The organism is Microbacterium sp. NIBRBAC000506063, from assembly GCF_017968845.1.
GTDB lineage: Bacteria > Actinomycetota > Actinomycetes > Actinomycetales > Microbacteriaceae > Microbacterium.
The window spans coordinates 669,227-684,460 of record NZ_CP072876.1 but is presented as its reverse complement, the minus strand read 5'-3'; the positions used below and the strand labels follow the sequence as shown (position 1 = coordinate 684,460).

Annotated in this window: 20 protein-coding genes and 3 pseudogenes; 14 read left to right on the top strand and 9 right to left on the bottom strand. The window is 68.5% G+C overall.

The genetic code is table 11. The annotated features are described in order from the left end of the window. Positions 1 to 33 precede the first annotated feature (33 nt). The 5 genes and pseudogenes from KAE78_RS03800 (at position 34) to KAE78_RS03780 (ending at position 3,233) form a co-directional block, all read left to right on the top strand. Complete coding sequence (locus KAE78_RS03800) at positions 34 to 492, top strand: Hsp20/alpha crystallin family protein (RefSeq protein WP_223171871.1); 459 nt, start codon at positions 34 to 36, stop codon at positions 490 to 492. Between the two features lie 128 nt (positions 493 to 620). Beyond that, positions 621 to 911, top strand: a complete 291-nt coding sequence (locus KAE78_RS03795) for a DUF4287 domain-containing protein (RefSeq protein WP_223171870.1) — start codon at positions 621 to 623, stop codon at positions 909 to 911. Positions 912 to 936: 25 nt separating this feature from the next. Continuing rightward, positions 937 to 1,425 (top strand): annotated as a pseudogene (locus tag KAE78_RS03790) (TetR family transcriptional regulator); the annotation flags it as partial. A 228-nt stretch (positions 1,426 to 1,653) separates the two neighbouring features. After that, positions 1,654 to 2,400: an ABC transporter ATP-binding protein gene (locus KAE78_RS03785; RefSeq protein ID WP_223172386.1), complete on the top strand. Its 747-nt coding sequence runs from the start codon at positions 1,654 to 1,656 to the stop codon at positions 2,398 to 2,400. 99 nt (positions 2,401 to 2,499) lie between these two features. Continuing rightward, positions 2,500 to 3,233 (top strand): annotated as a pseudogene (locus tag KAE78_RS03780) (ABC transporter permease). A gap of 272 nt (positions 3,234 to 3,505) precedes the next feature. On the opposite strand, the gene KAE78_RS03775 reads toward KAE78_RS03780, so the two are convergent. The 4 genes and pseudogenes from KAE78_RS03775 to KAE78_RS03760 form a co-directional block, all read right to left on the bottom strand. Beyond that, positions 3,506 to 5,116, bottom strand: coding sequence for an SPFH domain-containing protein (locus KAE78_RS03775; RefSeq protein WP_223171869.1), 1,611 nt, complete (start codon positions 5,114 to 5,116; stop codon positions 3,506 to 3,508). A gap of 58 nt (positions 5,117 to 5,174) precedes the next feature. Further along, positions 5,175 to 5,602, bottom strand: a pseudogene (locus KAE78_RS03770) (MarR family winged helix-turn-helix transcriptional regulator). Between the two features lie 259 nt (positions 5,603 to 5,861). Then, a complete protein-coding gene (locus KAE78_RS03765) occupies positions 5,862 to 6,620 on the bottom strand; it encodes a thermonuclease family protein (RefSeq protein ID WP_223171868.1) in 759 nt (252 codons plus the stop codon). Positions 6,621 to 6,634: 14 nt separating this feature from the next. Beyond that, positions 6,635 to 6,955 (bottom strand): hypothetical protein, encoded by a 321-nt coding sequence (locus tag KAE78_RS03760; RefSeq protein WP_223171867.1) that lies wholly within the window; start codon positions 6,953 to 6,955, stop codon positions 6,635 to 6,637. Positions 6,956 to 7,087: 132 nt separating this feature from the next. Between KAE78_RS03760 and KAE78_RS19365 the strand changes: the two genes are divergently transcribed. From KAE78_RS19365 to KAE78_RS03740, 4 genes are read left to right on the top strand one after another with little or no spacing between them, the layout of a single operon-like run. Beyond that, on the top strand, positions 7,088 to 7,333 hold the full coding sequence (locus KAE78_RS19365) for a type II toxin-antitoxin system Phd/YefM family antitoxin (protein WP_223171866.1): 246 nt from the start codon (positions 7,088 to 7,090) through the stop codon (positions 7,331 to 7,333). After that, positions 7,330 to 7,722, top strand: coding sequence for a type II toxin-antitoxin system VapC family toxin (locus KAE78_RS03750; RefSeq protein WP_223171865.1), 393 nt, complete (start codon positions 7,330 to 7,332; stop codon positions 7,720 to 7,722). The genes KAE78_RS19365 and KAE78_RS03750 overlap by 4 nt, the downstream gene beginning before the upstream one ends. 4 nt (positions 7,723 to 7,726) lie before the next feature. Continuing rightward, positions 7,727 to 8,332 carry a metallophosphoesterase family protein gene (locus KAE78_RS03745; RefSeq protein ID WP_223171864.1) on the top strand — a complete coding sequence of 202 codons (606 nt, stop codon included), beginning with the start codon at positions 7,727 to 7,729 and terminating at the stop codon, positions 8,330 to 8,332. A 4-nt stretch (positions 8,333 to 8,336) separates the two neighbouring features. Further along, positions 8,337 to 8,738, top strand: a complete 402-nt coding sequence (locus tag KAE78_RS03740; RefSeq protein WP_223171863.1) for an MmcQ/YjbR family DNA-binding protein — start codon at positions 8,337 to 8,339, stop codon at positions 8,736 to 8,738. 30 nt (positions 8,739 to 8,768) lie between these two features. Here KAE78_RS03740 and KAE78_RS03735 read toward each other — a convergent pair whose 3' ends face one another. From KAE78_RS03735 to KAE78_RS03725, 3 genes are read right to left on the bottom strand one after another with little or no spacing between them, the layout of a single operon-like run. Next, positions 8,769 to 8,909 carry a DUF1918 domain-containing protein gene (locus KAE78_RS03735; protein ID WP_317451852.1) on the bottom strand — a complete coding sequence of 47 codons (141 nt, stop codon included), beginning with the start codon at positions 8,907 to 8,909 and terminating at the stop codon, positions 8,769 to 8,771. After that, positions 8,884 to 9,333, bottom strand: a complete 450-nt coding sequence (locus KAE78_RS03730; RefSeq protein ID WP_223171861.1) for a DUF1905 domain-containing protein — start codon at positions 9,331 to 9,333, stop codon at positions 8,884 to 8,886. The genes KAE78_RS03735 and KAE78_RS03730 overlap by 26 nt, the downstream gene beginning before the upstream one ends. Further along, on the bottom strand, positions 9,302 to 9,946 hold the full coding sequence (locus KAE78_RS03725) for a TetR/AcrR family transcriptional regulator (protein WP_223171859.1): 645 nt from the start codon (positions 9,944 to 9,946) through the stop codon (positions 9,302 to 9,304). The genes KAE78_RS03730 and KAE78_RS03725 overlap by 32 nt, the downstream gene beginning before the upstream one ends. A 72-nt stretch (positions 9,947 to 10,018) precedes the next feature. Between KAE78_RS03725 and KAE78_RS03720 the strand changes: the two genes are divergently transcribed. Beyond that, the gene (locus tag KAE78_RS03720) at positions 10,019 to 10,930 is read left to right on the top strand and encodes an alpha/beta hydrolase (RefSeq protein ID WP_223171858.1); all 912 of its coding nucleotides are present in this window, start codon (positions 10,019 to 10,021) and stop codon (positions 10,928 to 10,930) included. An 18-nt stretch (positions 10,931 to 10,948) separates the two neighbouring features. On the opposite strand, the gene KAE78_RS03715 is transcribed toward KAE78_RS03720, so the two are convergent. Next, the gene (locus KAE78_RS03715; protein WP_223171857.1) at positions 10,949 to 11,236 is read right to left on the bottom strand and encodes a hypothetical protein; all 288 of its coding nucleotides are present in this window, start codon (positions 11,234 to 11,236) and stop codon (positions 10,949 to 10,951) included. A gap of 278 nt (positions 11,237 to 11,514) precedes the next feature. On the opposite strand from KAE78_RS03715, the gene KAE78_RS03710 reads away from it, so the two are divergent. Beyond that, a complete protein-coding gene (locus tag KAE78_RS03710; protein ID WP_223171856.1) occupies positions 11,515 to 12,357 on the top strand; it encodes a hemerythrin domain-containing protein in 843 nt (280 codons plus the stop codon). 41 nt (positions 12,358 to 12,398) lie between these two features. Here KAE78_RS03710 and KAE78_RS19360 read toward each other — a convergent pair whose 3' ends face one another. Further along, on the bottom strand, positions 12,399 to 12,572 hold the full coding sequence (locus KAE78_RS19360; protein ID WP_411155984.1) for a hypothetical protein: 174 nt from the start codon (positions 12,570 to 12,572) through the stop codon (positions 12,399 to 12,401). A 498-nt stretch (positions 12,573 to 13,070) separates the two neighbouring features. Here KAE78_RS19360 and KAE78_RS17290 point away from each other — a divergent pair, with 498 nt between their 5' ends. From KAE78_RS17290 to KAE78_RS03695, 3 genes are all read left to right on the top strand, one after another. Next, positions 13,071 to 13,670: an ABC transporter substrate-binding protein gene (locus KAE78_RS17290; protein WP_262927744.1), complete on the top strand. Its 600-nt coding sequence runs from the start codon at positions 13,071 to 13,073 to the stop codon at positions 13,668 to 13,670. Beyond that, a complete protein-coding gene (locus KAE78_RS17285) occupies positions 13,580 to 14,065 on the top strand; it encodes an ABC transporter substrate-binding protein (RefSeq protein ID WP_317451910.1) in 486 nt (161 codons plus the stop codon). The genes KAE78_RS17290 and KAE78_RS17285 overlap by 91 nt, the downstream gene beginning before the upstream one ends. Positions 14,066 to 14,160: 95 nt before the next feature. Further along, the gene (locus tag KAE78_RS03695; RefSeq protein ID WP_223171855.1) at positions 14,161 to 15,180 is read left to right on the top strand and encodes an iron chelate uptake ABC transporter family permease subunit; all 1,020 of its coding nucleotides are present in this window, start codon (positions 14,161 to 14,163) and stop codon (positions 15,178 to 15,180) included. Positions 15,181 to 15,234 lie beyond the last annotated feature (54 nt).

Below are 15,234 nucleotides of genomic sequence, written 5' to 3'. Positions count from 1 at the left end.
GCTCAACTTTGAGACAACACGATGGAGGCACCCATGGCCACGTACGACCCGTTCCGTGACCTCGACCGTCTCGCGTCGAGTTTCCTCGACACGCGCCGCGGCCCGCGCCGCATGCCGATGGATCTCTACCGCGACGGCGACCACTATGTCCTGACCGCCGACCTGCCCGGGATCGACCCCGGATCGGTGGACATCGACGTCGACGGTCAGCTGCTGACCATCCGCGCTGAGCGCACGCTCTCCGCCGGCGACGGCGTGAAGTGGATCACGCGCGAGCGCGAGGCGGCCAGCTTCCTGCGCCAGCTGAACCTCGGCCAGGGCATCGACACCGAGCGCATCTCCGCCAGTTACGACAACGGCGTGCTGAGCGTCACCATCCCGGTGAGCGAGAAGGCGAAGCCGCGCAAGATCGCCGTCTCGACGGCATCCGACTCGCAGGTCGTCCAGGCCCACGAGTCCGGCGCCGACGAGCCCCAGCCTATCGAGCAGTAAGTCATCCGGATCGGATGCCGGAGCCGCCCCGCCACTGTCTGCGGGGCGGCTCTTTCGCGCGCGGAGGGCTGGCCCATAGGCTGAGGGACGACGGCGTCGCACCGCGTGGCGCGCAATGAAGGGGGACCATGTCGTTCCAGGCGTACCTCGACAACATCGAGACCAAGACGGGGCTGACGCCGCGCGACTTCCTCGCCGAGGCGGAGAAGAAGGGCTTCGGTCCGGGAACGAAGGCGGGCGAGATCATCTCGTGGCTCGCCGACGACTACGAGCTGGGGCGCGGGCACGCGATGGCGCTCGTGCACGTGATCACGAAGGGTCCGCAGATCAGCGCGAAGCACGTCGGCTCGGGCGGCGCGCATGCCGATGCCTCCGACACCCTGTGGCTCGACGGCAAGGACAGCAACCCGAACGCCTGACTCCGCCGAGCCCTAGGCTGAGGGCATGGCGGAGGAACGGATGCCGAAACCGCGGAGGCGCGGCAGGCCGCGCGGCGGTGTGAGTGATGCGCGCGAGCGGATCATCGCGGGCGCGATCGAGGAGTTCGCCGAGCGCGGCTACGACGGTGCCACGATCCGCGCGATCGCCGGACGCGCGGGGGTCGATCCTGCCCTCGTGCACCACTACTTCGGGTCGAAGGCCGATCTCTTCGGTGCCGCGATCGACACGCCGATCCGGCCGGACGTCGCCGTGGCATCGATGCTCGAGGGGCCGCTCGATGAGCTGGGGGAGCGGATCGTCCGCTACGTGCTCGAGTCGTGGGAGAAGCCCGAGGTGCACAAGCGCGGTGTGCTGCTGTTGCGCGCGGGCCTCGGCAATCGCATGATGACACCGGTGCTCTCGGGGTTCCTCGCCCGTGAGCTGCTGGGTCGCATCGCGAAGGCGCTGGGCACCCCCGACGCGGAGCTGCGGGCGAGCCTGGCAGCGTCGCAGATCGCCGGCCTCATCATCGCGCGGTACATCCTGAAGTTCCCGGCGCTCGTCGAGGCCCCGTCGACGATCTCGTGCGAGGCATCGCCCCGAACGTGCAGCGCTACCTCACCGGCGAGCTGTAGACCGCGTCGCCGCCCCCGGTGCCGCGGCGCGCTCCTCGTATCGTGGGCGCCCGTGCGACTGCCGGAACCCTTGACAGTGGTAGGCCTCGGGTCAATAATTCAACGCATGATGAATAAATCGCGATCGGATGCCGTGGCCGTGCGCGACCCGCACGTCACCCGTGGTCGCACCGAGGTGTTCGCCGGCCTCGACGTCGACATCCCGCGCGGGCAGATCACCGGGCTTCTCGGGCCTTCCGGATGCGGCAAGACGACCCTCATGCGCGCGGTCGTCGGCGTGCAGAAGATCCGCTCCGGCACCGTGACCGTGCTCGGTGAGCCCGCCGGGTCGCCCGCGCTGCGAAGACGGGTCGCCTATGACACCCAGGCGGCGTCCGTCTACGCCGACCTCACGGTCCGGCAGAACCTCGAGTACTTCGCCCGGCTCATCGGCGCACCGCGCAGCGACGTCGACCGGGTGATCGGGCAGGTCGGCCTCGAGGCGCAGGCGACGCAGACCGTCGGTTCCCTCAGCGGCGGACAGGAGAACCGCGTGTCGCTCGCGGTCGCGATGCTCGGCTCGCCCGAGGTCGTCGTGCTCGACGAGCCGACGGTCGGACTCGATCCCGTGCTGCGCGCCGAGCTGTGGGAGGTCTTCCGCGGCATCGTCGACACCGGCGCGACCCTCCTCGTATCGAGTCATGTGATGGACGAGGCCCTCCGCTGCGATCGCCTGCTGCTCATGCGCGCGGGGCGCATCATCGCCGACACGACGCCCGCGCAGCTGCTCGCCGACACGGGTGCGGACGATCCCGATGCCGCGTTCCTGGCACTTGTGGCGCGCGACGCCGCCTCGGATTACCCCGGTCGTTGAGCGAGCGAAGCGAGACGAAACGCGGCAAGGATGCGCCGGAGTCGGATGCGGCATCCGACCCTCCCTCACCCGTCGCGAGCTCCGAGGGCAGGAGGAGTCATGACCCCCGTCCGCACTCTCGCCACAGCCGGCCGCGTGCTGCGCCAGCTCGCCCACGATCATCGTTCCGTCGCACTGATGCTCCTGGCGCCGAGCCTGCTGGTCGGGCTCTTCGCCTGGCTGTTCAGCGACCAGGAGGGCGTGTTCGACCAGTTCGGCGGACCGATCCTGGCGCTGTTCCCCTTCATCGTGATGTTCCTGATCACGTCGATCACCACCCTCCGCGAACGCCGATCGGGCACGCTGGAGCGGCTCATGACGACGCCGCTGGGCAAGGGCGACTTCATCGCCGGCTACGCGCTCGCCTTCGGGCTGATGTCGATCCTGCAGGCGCTGATCACCGTGACCTTCGCGGTCTGGGTGTGCGGCCTGACCGTCGACGGCGAGATCTGGCAGCTCGGGCTCGTCGCCGTCGTCGACGCGCTCCTCGGCACGGCGCTGGGCCTGCTGGCGAGCGCCTTCGCGCGGACGGAGTTCCAGGCGGTGCAGTTCATGCCGTTGCTGGTGTTCCCGCAGATCATCCTCGGCGGGCTGTTCATGCCGCGCGATCAGATGCCGCGGGTGCTCGAGGTCATCAGCGACTGGCTGCCGCTGAGCTATGCGATCGACGCCATCAATGCGGTGACGGCCGGGGCCGACCCTGGGACGTCTGGCGCCCGGTGCTGATCGTCCTCGCCTTCGCGGTCGGCGCGCTGGTGCTGGCGTCGCTGACGCTGCGCCGCCGCACGCCGTAGCCAGTCATCCCTCGCGTGGCTTCGGCGCGATCGCGGTGCAGGCCGCCCACGAATCCGGGGGTCTCAGTTGTTGCGGGTGTGGCACGTATCGACCCGCAACAAGTGAGACCTCCGATCTTGTCGGTCTCACTTGTTGCGGCATCAGACGCGAGCAGGCCGCAACAAGTGAGACCGGCACGGGGGCGGAGAGGATGGTGCGCGCCGGAAGTGCCTGCAGAGACGACGACGGCCCCGCAGGAAGCGGGGCCGTCGGAGTCAGGAACGGATGCCGGTCACTCCTCGGTGGCGGCGTCCGTGCGGCGGGTGTTCTCGGCGGGCGCCGCAGAGCGCGCGGGTGCCGGGGCGGAACCGGAAGCCTCCGACATCGCGCCTCCGAAGGCCCGGCCGACGGCCTGGCCCTGGATGATCGCGGTGAGGTCGAGGCCGGTCGCGGCCTGGACGCTGTCGAACACCGAGCGCATCGCCTTGGCGTTGTCGCCGCCGACGACACCCGAGGCGCCGTCTTCGGAGCCGCCGATGATCGAGACGTTGCCGATCGCGGAGTAGCCCTTGGCGAACTCGCCCATGAGTTCGGGGAGCACGTCGAGCACCCGCTGCGAGAGGAAGGCCTCCTGGTTGGAGGCGATGGCCTTGGCCTCTGCCTCGACGGCGTCGGCGCGGGCCTCACCCTCGGCGCGGATGGCCTCGGCCTCGGCGTTCGCGCGCATGCGGCGGGCCTCGGACTCCGCCTCGGCGAGGGCGCGGAGGGCGTTGGCCTCACCGGTGGCCTTGGCCTCGGCGGCGGCCGCCTCACCGGCGGCGCGGGCCTGATCGGCCTTGGCCTGCTGCTCGGCGATCCGGGTGCGGGCCTCGGCCTCCTTGACCTTCTCGATCGCGGCGGCCTCGGCGGCGCGCTCGCGGGTGTACAACTCGGCCTGGGCGCGGGTCTCGGCCTCGTAGCGCTGGGCATCGGCGACGCGCTTGACGTCGGCGTCCAGCTGCGCCTGCCGGTTCTCGGCCTGCTGCTGGAGCACGGCCTGCTCGGCCTGGGCGCGGGCGAGGTGCTCGGCCTGCTCGGCCTCGGCGCGGGCACGGCCGACGCCGGCGGCGGCGTTGGCGGTGTTGGTGTCGAGCGCGGTCTGCTCGATGAGGTTCGCCTCCTGATTGGCGATGTCCTTCTGTGCGATCGCGCGGTCGGCGTTGGTCTGCGAGATCTCGGCGGCCTGTCGCTTGGACTGGATCTCCGGGGCGCCGAGCGAACGGATGTAGCCCACGGCATCCGTGATGCCCTTGATCTGGAAGGAGTCGAGGATCAGACCCTGCTCGGCGAGCTCGTGGGAGACGTCGGCGGCGATCTGGTCGGAGAACTTCTTGCGCTCCCGCATGAGCTCGACGACCGACAGGGTCGCGACGATGCCGCGGAGGGCACCCTCCAGCTGCTCGGTGGTGAACTGCTCGATCGCCTTGTCCTGCGAGGCGAAGCGCTCCGCGGCGCGACGGACGAGGAAGGGGTCGGAGCCGATCTTGACGATCGCGACGCCATCGACGTTGAGCGTGACGTTGTCGAGCGACTGCGCCTCGGCGTTCAGCGACACCTGGCGGGAGCGCAGCGAGATGACTTCGTGGCGCTGGGTGATCGGGTTGACGAGAGCCTTGCCGTTGACGATGACAGTCACGGGCGACTCCGAGGTCTCTTCTCTCGTCTCGATCGTCCCGTCGGATGCGGGCACCGCGATCGAGCGCTGCACGCGCTGCTTGCGACCCGATACGACCAGCGCCTCGTCGGCGCGCGCGACCTTGATCCAGCTGCGTGCGAACAGCAGCACGATGAGCCCGATGATGATGGCGCCGATGACGCTGGCACCGACGATGAGCAGGATGGCGGCGATTCCCGCGATCTCCATGGATTCTCCTCCGGTATCGCGTCCGACGTGGTGTGCCGGACGTGTCAGGTCAAGTCAATCAGAGGCCGCGGAGCTTCTGGGTCAGCGCCTGAAGAGTGCGCAGCTCGTCGGGGGTGAGCCGCGACATCTGTTCGGCGATCGAGCGCCCGTGGACCGTCGCGAGCGCGCGGAAGGCGCGAGCACCGGTCTCGGTGGCGGTGATGAGGGTGCCGCGTCCGTCGTCGGGATCGGGGACTTGCTCACGAGGCCGCGTGCGACCATGCGGTCGATGAGGCGGGAGACGCTGGGCTGACTGATCAGCATCCGCGAGGTGACATCACGCAGGCGCGCCGTCATGTCGGGGGAGCGGGTGACGGTCAGGAGCACGTCGTACTCGGCCTGCGTGATGTCGGTGCGATCGAAGTCGCAGGACATCGCCGTGAACAGCTCGTGCTGCGCGCGGAACAGGCTCTCCCACGCTTCCAGCGCCAGCTTGCGGTCGGTCATGCCATCAGATTACTTGCTGAGGGGTCGGATGCCGCAGTGCCTGTGGAAAGTGCAGTAAGGGCCGGTCGGAGAGGCTTCCGACCGGCCCTTGTCCCTTGCACCAAGAGTGTCCTGCAATCACATGCGGTGTATGCCACAGCAAACATTCACCGTGCGATCACTCTATAACGGAAAGATAACGGGGGCAAGCATTTTCTCGTTATCTTTCCGTGATGTGGATCCTGGGGCGGGGCCGCGAAACGTCTGCGGATGCCGCAGATCACTCGCACGCGAGTCCGTCGCCGTCTCCGTCGCCGCGGTTGCCGGTGCCGTAGGCGAACCACTCGTAGATGTCGGCCTCGGACGGATCATCCCTGTCGAAGGGGCCGATCGGATGCCCGACGGTGTTCCGTTTCAACTGGGCGCAGGACGGGTACTGCTGCCACCACGGTTCATCCGCAGACGGCGTCGTGGTCGGGGGAGCGCTGCCCTGGCATCCGAGCGGGATGACCGTGCCGTTCGGGCCGGGGGAGGCGATCTGGGCGGCGCGGTATGCGGCCTCGTTCGGATGCGCGGGGTAGCCGTCGCGGGAGTCGTACCGTGCGATGGCGTGCCCCGACTCCACTTGCCGCAGGCCGAGGTCGACCCCGTCGGCGGTGAGGACGTACCGGAGCAGCCGGCCGTGCCGGTCGCGGTCGTTCTGCCCGGGAGGGAGCACCAGCGTCACCGGCTCTCCGCGAGAGAGCAGGCGCCCGATCGCCGCGGACGCCTCGTTGTGACCGCACTCTCCGCGCTCGGGGGTGTCGATCCCGATGATCCGCACCGTCCCCGCGCTCGTCTCGATCGTGTCGCCGTCGATGACCGACAGGAAGACGGCGGGTTCACCGGCCTGGGGCGCCGTCAGGGAGGGCGTCGTCGCCGGGGCGCTCGAGGAGGCGGATGTCGGAGAAGCGGATGCCGCGGGAGACGCCGCCGGTTCGGGCGCACAGCCGGTGAGCCCCAGCATCAGCACGATCGCGACACCGACGGCTCGCGGCATCCGCATGCCTCGGGTCAAGAGAATCCGTCGGCGGACTCGAGGATGTTGCGCATGACGTCGACGCCGATCCGCTCGGTCTCGCCCTCGTAGGTCTCCTCCACGCGGAAGGCCAGGCCGTGGCGCTCGCAGAAAGCCACGGTCTTCTCCAGGCGCGGGGCGACCTCGACGTGGTCGTTGCCGAAGAGCTCCGCGGAGTAGACCACCTCGCCGGCGAGGATGGCTGCGCGCAGCTCGACCGAAGAGCGTCCGGTGATGCCGTAGAGGTCCTTGAGCAGAAGCGGAGACAGGTACGGGGCGCCGTCGATGTAGATCGCGAGCGAAGGGGAATCGGCCATGGTTCATTTCACCACGCGGAGGCATTCGGTGAGGTAGGCCGGTGCGACGGCGCTGTCGGAACACATCGCTATGGTGAGCCGTGTCGGAGGTGTTCCCTCAATGGTGTGCTACATAAGTGCTACGATAAGGAGATGAGGACGATCAGCCAGCGAGAGCTTCGGAACGAGTCCGGCGAGATCATGCGTCAGGTGCAGCGGGGCGCTCAGTTTCGCGTCACGAGCAGGGGTACGCCCATCGCTGTGCTTGCCCCGATCGGGCGGAGCGTCGCCGATGAGCTCGCGCTTCGCGAGGGAACTCAGCGGATGGTGTTCCCCCGGGGCATCAGCTCGACCGAGTCGACCGAGTCGATCCTCGCGGAACTGCGTGGCGACAGGTGATCCTCGTCGACACATCCGCACTCGCGAAACTGCTGGTCGAGGAGGCGGAGTCATCGTCGTTGCGAGACGCACTCGCCGCGTCCAGCAATGCCGGTGAGGAGTTCGCGATCTCGACGCTCGCGATGACGGAGCTGCGCCGGCTCATCGTTCGGCTCGACATCGACTCCTCGCTGATCGAGCCCGTGATCCGGCCCTTCCGGGTGTTGCGGGTCACCGAAGGCATCCTGCAGCTTGCAGGCCGTTTCCCGTACAGGAATCTCGGGACTCTGGACGCTGTGCATCTCGCCACGGCGCTCACCGCAGAGGCGAGTGCCGTGGCGACCTACGACCGTCGGCTCGCCGAGGCCGCGGAGGCGGAAGGCCTGGGCGTACTCCGGCCGGAAGCATGAGACCGTGAGCGACTACCCCCGTTTCGACTTCGACTCCGTCGACGTCGTGACCTCTGACACGCACTTCGGGCACGCGCGCATCAGCGAGCTCGCCGGACGACCCTTCTCGAGTGTGGAGGAGATGGATGCCGCGCTCCTGCAGCGATGGAACGACACCGTCGCCCCGGGCGACGTCGTCCTGCACCTCGGCGACCTCGCGCTCGGTCCGATCCAGCAGTCCCTCGCCTTCACCGCTCAGCTGCACGGCAGACGGTACCTCGTGCCGGGCAACCACGACCGCGTCTCCCCGGCGACGCAGAGTCAGCGCGCGATCGAGCAGTTCACGCCGCTGTACGAACAGGCGGGCTGGACGATCCTGCCCGAGATCGTCCAGGGCACGCGCCGCGGACGGCGACTCCTGGCCTCCCACTACCCGTACTTCGGCGACACGCAGGGCGCCGAGCGGCACGCCTCGCACCGGCCACCGGATCACGGCCTCCCGCTCATCCACGGGCACACGCACGCTCACGACCACGGCGCGCACGGCCACCAGTTCCACGTCGGTGTCGACGCCTTCGACGGCACGCCCATCCGCTTCGAGCTCATCGACGAGTGGCTCGACGGGAGGTGATCAGATGACCGCTGCTCCGCATCCGATGATGTTCCCTCCGGATCACCCGCTGGTCGAACGGGTCCGCGCGCTGTGCATGCGCTACCCCGAGGCCGCCGAGGTGATCTCCCACGGGCGGGTGACCTTCCGTGCCGGCAAGCGCCAGTTCGCGATCGTCGGCGTGGGGGATCGCGGCGCCGTGCTGTTCATCCCCGATCCGGTCGAGCGCGAGGCGCTCCTGCAGCGTGACGACGTCTTCGTCCCGCCCTACGAAGGCGCGTACGGGTGGCTGGCGATCGGCGTCGAGACGGATGCCGGTGACTGGGCGCTCCTGGAGGAGCTGCTCGATGCCTCGTACCGCTCTGTGGCACTGGTCCGCCAGCTGCGTGCGCTGGACGCCGACCCGGTCGTACCGTTCGCCGAGTGATCGCCGCGGCATCCGACCACTCGTCGGTGTTCAGTCGACGTGCCGGATCTCGGTGTCGCCGCCGGGGGAGAGGATCACCTCGTGCCCGTCGTCGTAGCGAACCACCAGCAGCGGATGCTCCTCGGTGCCGCGGATCTCGATGACCTCACCGGTCCGCTCGGCCGCTCCCACCGTTCGCCCGTGGGTCACGACGCGGTCGCCCACATTCGCTCGCATGTGCACCACCTCCTGACGCCCACGATACGACCGACCGGCGGCGGTCGGAAGTGCCGTCGCGGAAGCGGATGCCGCGGTCAGCCGGTGCGCAGCGCGTCGAGCACCTTCTGCACGCGCCGCGCACGAGTCTCGAGGCGATGGTGTTCCGGTAGCGGTAGTCGCCGTCGATCGTGACGACGACCGGCACGCGCTTGCCGCGGTCGAAGCCGAGCACGACCTCCTCGGGCACGACGATGCCGACGTTGTTGCCGCCGGACGCCCACAGCGTCGTGCGGAAACTGACCGTGCTGTTCTCCTCTGCCTCTTGGTGTGCGATCTCTCTGCCTATCGTGCGCGAAGTCGACGCGTCACGCCAGAAGTTCGTCGAGAACCGCGGCATCCGCTCCGAGCGCGAGCAGCCGCTCGCGGATCGCCTGCTCCGCGCGCCGGTAGGGCTCCTCGCCGCCGCGCAGCACCGACTGGGCGTTCGCGTGCGAGAGCAGCGACTCCAGTTCGAAGACGAGCTGGTCGGCGTCGTCGAGATCGGGGAGCGCGCCCTCCGCCATGGCATGGGTGGCGGCGATCGCAAGATAGGAGCGCCACAGCTCCATGGCCTCGGCGATCGCATCGCGCACGGGGCCGGGGCGCGCCGCGAACTCCGCGCTGACGGCGAGGAAGAAGCATCCGCCGGCGAAGGTGCGCCCCGAGGAGTAATCGGTCCACGTGCGGATCAGCGCGACGAGTCGTCGGATGCCGCGGGGCTGCGCGCGTGCGGGGACCACGACGGTGTCGGTGAACACCCGCTGCGCCTCCGCCACGACGGCGAGCTGCAGCTGCTCCTTCGAGCCGAAGAGGGCGGCGACGCCGCTCTTGCTCGCCCCGGTCTCGGTGGCGAGCTGGGCGATGGAGACGCCCGTGAGGCCTTCCGTCGAGGCCAGCTGTGTCGCGACCTCCAGCACTGCGTGGCGCGAACGATCGCCTCGTGCGCGTCGACCGTCGACGGTGGTTGTCATGTCGACAGAGTATCAGTACGATCGTGCGTATAGATATAAGGACGACCGTCCGTATTGTTTGGAGGCGCACGCATGTCCACCCCGTACACCGCCCTGCGCGGAGCGATCCGCGCCCTCGACCGCGTGACCCCGCTCGTCGCCGCGGCGGCGACCTATCCGCTCTTCTCCCGCGTCGGCCGGAGGCGTCGCGTGCACCCGCGAGAACACGCGACGGATCTCCAGGCTCGGCGCAGATTCGTCTCCGTCGGCCGACGCCATGTCATCGTCTACGAATGGGGGAGCGGACCGCGCGCCGTCCTCCTGGTCCACGGATGGCAGGGCCGCTCATCGCAGTTCGCCGCCCTGGTGCGCGAGCTCCGCTTCGCCGGCTTCCGGGTCATCGCCTTCGACGCACCCGCGATGGGTGATTCGCCCGGGCGGCGCACGCATGTCGGGGAGTTCCATGCCGTGATCGATGAGCTCGCCCGCCGCGAGCCCGGTGGTCTCCATGCGATAGTCGCGCATTCGGCGGGGGTGATGCCTGCCGTCGCCGCGGCATCCGAGAGCCGCGTCACCGACCGCATCGTCGCGATCGCGCCGATCGTCCGATTCCGCTATCTCAACGAGGCCTTCGCGCAGAGAGTGGGCCTGGGCGAGCGTGCCCGACTCTGGCACGAGGCATGGGTCACCGCGCGGATGAGGCGGGTCGGAATCAACATCTACGCACGGTACGACCTGCTTGCACGGGAGCTTCCGCGCGAGCTGCGTATCACCGTGGTGCACGACCGGGAAGACCGGCTTGCGGCCATCGACGAGAGCCGACGGTTGGCGGCCCGGCACCCTCGACAGGTGGCGCTCGTCGAGACCGCCGGATTCGGGCACAGTCGCATCCTCGAGTCGGACACCGCGCTGGACACCGCGCTCGAGGTGGTCGAGCAATCGGATGCCGTGGTCCAGCGAGACGACCAGAATGCGCAGAGTCTCGAGCCGAGCGGCAAGCTCTAGCCGTTCGAGGGCCGCGGTCTACTCGCGGTCGAGCCCGGAGGTGCGCTTCACGAGCGCCTGCACATCGCGGTCAAGGTTGTCCATACGCACGTTGAGCACCTGGAAGCGTGCATCGACAGCATCGAAGCGTGCGTTCATCTCACCGCGCAAGCCGCCGATCTCGGCACGCACCTCGCCGCGCAGGCCGCCGATCTCGGTTCGCACCACACGGATGAACACCGTCGACACGAGCGTGAGCATGCCGACCATGAGCGCGGCGAACGTGCCGATCATGGCCCAGATCTGTGCGTCGTTCACGATGCTCACCCTTTCATTGTCGTCGAGTCACTCGAGCATGCCAAGCGCTCTCGAAGAAGGAGGACCACGCGAGCGCTCGATACCACGAGCCGGGGACAACTCGTTCTGCGGGTGCGCTGTGGAGAGGAGGTTGTCCGCCTCGCTGCCGTGGGCGGCATCCGAGTTTCCACGCGAGCGCGAATGCCAATCTCGGTGCAGCGTCGCGTGCCGGTGGCAGACTGTGTCAGGCATGGAGGCGCCAGACGGAAGGAGACGGCGGATGACTTCGCCGAACCCTTCGTTCTCTCGTGACTGAGCGCGAGACGAGAAGGCTCATCGCCTGGGCGGACGAACTGCGCCGCGTGCACGCGCGGTTGCGAAAGGCGCTTGCGGTGGCGCAGGAGGCCGTCGCTTCCGGCCTCGGAGGCGACGCGGCCACGCGCGAGCTCCTGCTGTACTGTCACGGATTCTGCGTGGCGCTCGATGAGCACCATCGCGGCGAGGATCGCACGCTGTTCCCCGCCCTTGCCGCGCGGCACCCGGAGCTGGCGCCGGTGATCCGCGCGCTCGAGCAGGACCACTCGATGATCGCGCACCTGCTCGGCGGTCTGAGCGCGGCGCTCGAACGCGCGGCGCCTCCGGCCGAGATCGCCCGCCACCTCGAGGGCGTCTCCGCGATCCGTGCTGTCGGGGTCGAGCACGATGTAGTAGTCGGGCATGATCGCCTCGCCGGTGCGGAACGCCTCCAGCGTCGTCTCGACCTCGACCTCCAGCGTGCCGAGCGTGGCTCGTTCCTCGTAGAGCTCGATCCAGGCGGCGGCCACATGCTCAAGGGGATCTGCGTCGTGGACGATCCACGGAGATGCAGCGACCGCGATGCGCCGCGTTGCCAGCGCGGGCTCGCTGTCACGGAGCGCGAGCGCCTCGACACCCGGAAGCCCTTCGAAGTGCTCGAGCGCTTCCGCGGCCGCGTCACCGACGACGGCGACGACGGTTCCTCCGACGGGATCGCTCAACGCGTGGGCCATACCCCAGAATACGCCCGCCACCGCGGTCGTGGACGTAGCGCACTCGGTGAGCCTGCGCCGTGGCGAGGGGCCGCCGCGGCCATGGTTTCTGCGTCGCGCGCGTTGGGCGCCTCAGCCCTCTGAAGCGTTCGTGGCCAGCATCCAGTCGATGCCAAAGCGGTCGGTCAGCATGCCGAACAGTCCACCCCATGGCGGGTGTCCAGGGGCATCGTGACAGTGCCTCCATCGGCGAGCTTCTCCCAGGCCGCACGCACCGCGTCCGTGTCGTCGCCGCTGTACGAGATGGAGAACCCCTGCGGTTCCCGGTACTCCATACCCGAGGGCGTATCCGATGCCATGAGTACGAGCCCATCGGGGTCGTGAGCTGGCCGTGCATGACCAGATCGTTCTCTCTCGGGTCATGTCCCATCTCGGGATACGAGCCGAACCTGTCGATCTCCAGCTCGCCGCTGAAGACGCTCCGGTAGAACTCGAGTGCCTCGCGGGCGGTGTCGCGAAAGGAGAGGTAGGGATTGAGGTTCATAGCAGTGGCTCCTCCAGATCAGATGGATGCCTCGGCGCGGCCCCGATGCACGGTTCAGTCTGCGCGCGGCATCCGACACTCGCAAGGGCGGTGGCAAGTCGCTCAGGGAGTTTTCACCTCGTCGGGGGCGCCGCACAGTGCGGAGCGGGGTACGCGGTCTCGCCGCGCTTCCCGTACCCCTTGACGACACCCTCGAGGCGCACGCGAACGAGATTCGACAAAGTCCTGCTCTGTCCACTACCGTTCTTAACGGCTTAGGGTTGCCTAACCTACATTGAGCCAGAACTCACCCATGCAGAACCAGGAGATATCCATGACTTCGAGACGGCTTCTCGCCGCAGCTTCCCTTGTCTTCGCCGGTGCGCTCGCACTCTCGGCGTGCGCGGCAGCCCCGGCGGCGACTCCGGTCGACGGCGCTCCCACGCAGACGGAGGGCGAGAACCGCTTCCCGCTCACCGTCACCGACATGGCCGGCAACGAGGTGACCATCTCCAGCGCCGACAGCATTATCGTCACCGACAACCGGCTCTTCCAACTGGTCGCCGACTGGGGCATCGAGCTGTCCGCCGCGCCGCGCGCGCTCATGAGCGACAACAACCCGCTGGCCGGCGACGAGTCCATCCTCGACCTCGGCACCCACGGTGAGCCCGACTTCGAGAAGGTCGTCGAGGCCGACCCCGACCTCATCATCAACGGCTACCGCTACAGCAGCCACGCCGAGGACATGCAGGGCGCGGCGCCCGACGCCGCCTTCGTCGACATGACGAACGACGAGCTCACCGTCGACGCCTACCTCGTGGAGAGCGTGACCCTCCTGGGGAGATCTTCGGCAAGGAGGACGAGGCGCAGGCCGCGATCGACGCTTTCCACTCCGCCGTCGACGATGCCAAGGCCGCATACGACCCTGAGGTGACGGTCATGGGCCTGGTCACCAGCGGCAACGAGATCCGCTACTCCTCGCCCACCGACGGCCGCGGATCGAGCATCTTCTTCGAACTGGTCGGGCTCACCCCCGCGCTGGAGGCCGAGGGCTCCTCGAACCACCAGGGCGACGACATCTCGATCGAGGCGATCGCCGAGGCGGATGCCGACTTCTTCCTCGTGCTCGACCGCGACGCCGCCTTCGCCGCCGACCAGGAGGTCACCCCGGCGCTCGAGCTGATCAACGGATCCGCATCGCTCGCGCCCGTCCCCGCCGTGCAGAACCAGGCCATCTACGTGATGCCCGGCGACTTCTACCTGACCGAGGACATCCTCGTCTACACGACCGTGCTGGAAGAGCTCGCCGCGGCGTTCACCGCCCTCTGATGCTCTGATCGGCGACGTCGTCGCCACGGTGCGAGGCCGTGGCGACGACGTCCGCCCCTTTCGACATGCACCCCACGACAACACAGGCGCCTCCGATGCCGCGCGTCACGAACGTCAACGCACTCGCGTCGCGCGCGCATCGCGCGGTACCGAAGTCCCACTGGCAGAGGACCTGGCCGTTGCTGGTGGCCATCGCCCTGACGATCGCCCTGCTGGCGGTCTCGGTGTTCACCGGCGTCGCCGACATCACCGACACCGAAGGGCGCGGGCACGAGTTCACCTGGATCACCCGCATCCCGCGCACCTCCGCCCTCGTGCTCGCCGGCGCCAGCATGGCGATGGCGGGGCTGGTCATGCAGCTGATGACGCAGAACCGGTTCGTCGAACCCACCACCGTGGGGACGACCGAGTGGGCAGGTCTCGGCCTGCTGCTGACCTATGTGTTGCTCCCCGACCCGGGCGTGTTCACCCGGATGACCGTCGCGATCGTGTTCGGCTTCATCGGCACGCTGATCTTCTTCACCTTCCTCCGCCGTGTGCAGCTCAAGTCCTCCCTCATCGTGCCGATCGTGGGCATCATGTTCGGCGCCGTCATCAGCGCGATCTCGACGTTCATCGCGATCCAGACGAACCTCCTGCAGACCCTCGGCAGCTGGTTCGCCGGGCGCTTCACGGGCGTCGAGGTCGGTCGCTACGAGCTGCTCTGGATCGTCGCGATCGCGGCGATCGTCGTCGTGGTGATCGCCGATCGTTTCACCGTCGCCGGACTCGGCAAGGAGATCGCCACCAACGTCGGGCTCAACTACGAACGCGTCGTGATGCTGGGTGTCGCCCTCGTCGCCGTCGTCACCGGCGTCGTGACCGTCGTCATCGGCGCACTGCCCTTCCTCGGGCTCATCGTGCCGAACCTCGTCTCCCTCTTCCGCGGCGACGACCTTCGCTCGAACATCCCCTGGGTGTTCCTGACCGGGATCTGGGTGGTCACGATCTGCGACCTCATCGGACGCACGGTGATCATGCCGTTCGAGGTTCCGATCTCACTCGTGCTCGGCGTCGTCGGGTCGGTCGTCTTCGTCTTCCTCCTGCTGCGCACGAGGAGGTCCGGTGTCCGCTGAGACCCTCGTCCCGGCATCCGATCGCCGCGTCGGCCCTTACACGAGCCATGCCCA

Excerpts from the sequence above, each read along its gene's own strand:
- KAE78_RS03800 (WP_223171871.1), top strand. The coding sequence starts at position 34 with ATGGCCACGTACGACCCGTTCCGTGACCTCGACCGTCTCGCGTCGAGT.
- KAE78_RS03795 (WP_223171870.1), top strand. The coding sequence starts at position 621 with ATGTCGTTCCAGGCGTACCTCGACAACATCGAGACCAAGACGGGGCTG.
- KAE78_RS03785 (WP_223172386.1), top strand. The coding sequence starts at position 1,654 with ATGATGAATAAATCGCGATCGGATGCCGTGGCCGTGCGCGACCCGCAC.
- KAE78_RS03775 (WP_223171869.1), bottom strand. The coding sequence starts at position 5,116 with ATGGAGATCGCGGGAATCGCCGCCATCCTGCTCATCGTCGGTGCCAGC.
- KAE78_RS03765 (WP_223171868.1), bottom strand. The coding sequence starts at position 6,620 with ATGCCGCGAGCCGTCGGTGTCGCGATCGTGCTGATGCTGGGGCTCACC.
- KAE78_RS03760 (WP_223171867.1), bottom strand. The coding sequence starts at position 6,955 with ATGGCCGATTCCCCTTCGCTCGCGATCTACATCGACGGCGCCCCGTAC.
- KAE78_RS19365 (WP_223171866.1), top strand. The coding sequence starts at position 7,088 with ATGAGGACGATCAGCCAGCGAGAGCTTCGGAACGAGTCCGGCGAGATC.
- KAE78_RS03740 (WP_223171863.1), top strand. The coding sequence starts at position 8,337 with ATGACCGCTGCTCCGCATCCGATGATGTTCCCTCCGGATCACCCGCTG.
- KAE78_RS03730 (WP_223171861.1), bottom strand. The coding sequence starts at position 9,333 with ATGCCGCGGTTCTCGACGAACTTCTGGCGTGACGCGTCGACTTCGCGC.
- KAE78_RS03725 (WP_223171859.1), bottom strand. The coding sequence starts at position 9,946 with ATGACAACCACCGTCGACGGTCGACGCGCACGAGGCGATCGTTCGCGC.
- KAE78_RS03720 (WP_223171858.1), top strand. The coding sequence starts at position 10,019 with ATGTCCACCCCGTACACCGCCCTGCGCGGAGCGATCCGCGCCCTCGAC.
- KAE78_RS19360 (WP_411155984.1), bottom strand. The coding sequence starts at position 12,572 with ATGGCATCGGATACGCCCTCGGGTATGGAGTACCGGGAACCGCAGGGG.
- KAE78_RS17290 (WP_262927744.1), top strand. The coding sequence starts at position 13,071 with ATGACTTCGAGACGGCTTCTCGCCGCAGCTTCCCTTGTCTTCGCCGGT.
- KAE78_RS03695 (WP_223171855.1), top strand. The coding sequence starts at position 14,161 with ATGCCGCGCGTCACGAACGTCAACGCACTCGCGTCGCGCGCGCATCGC.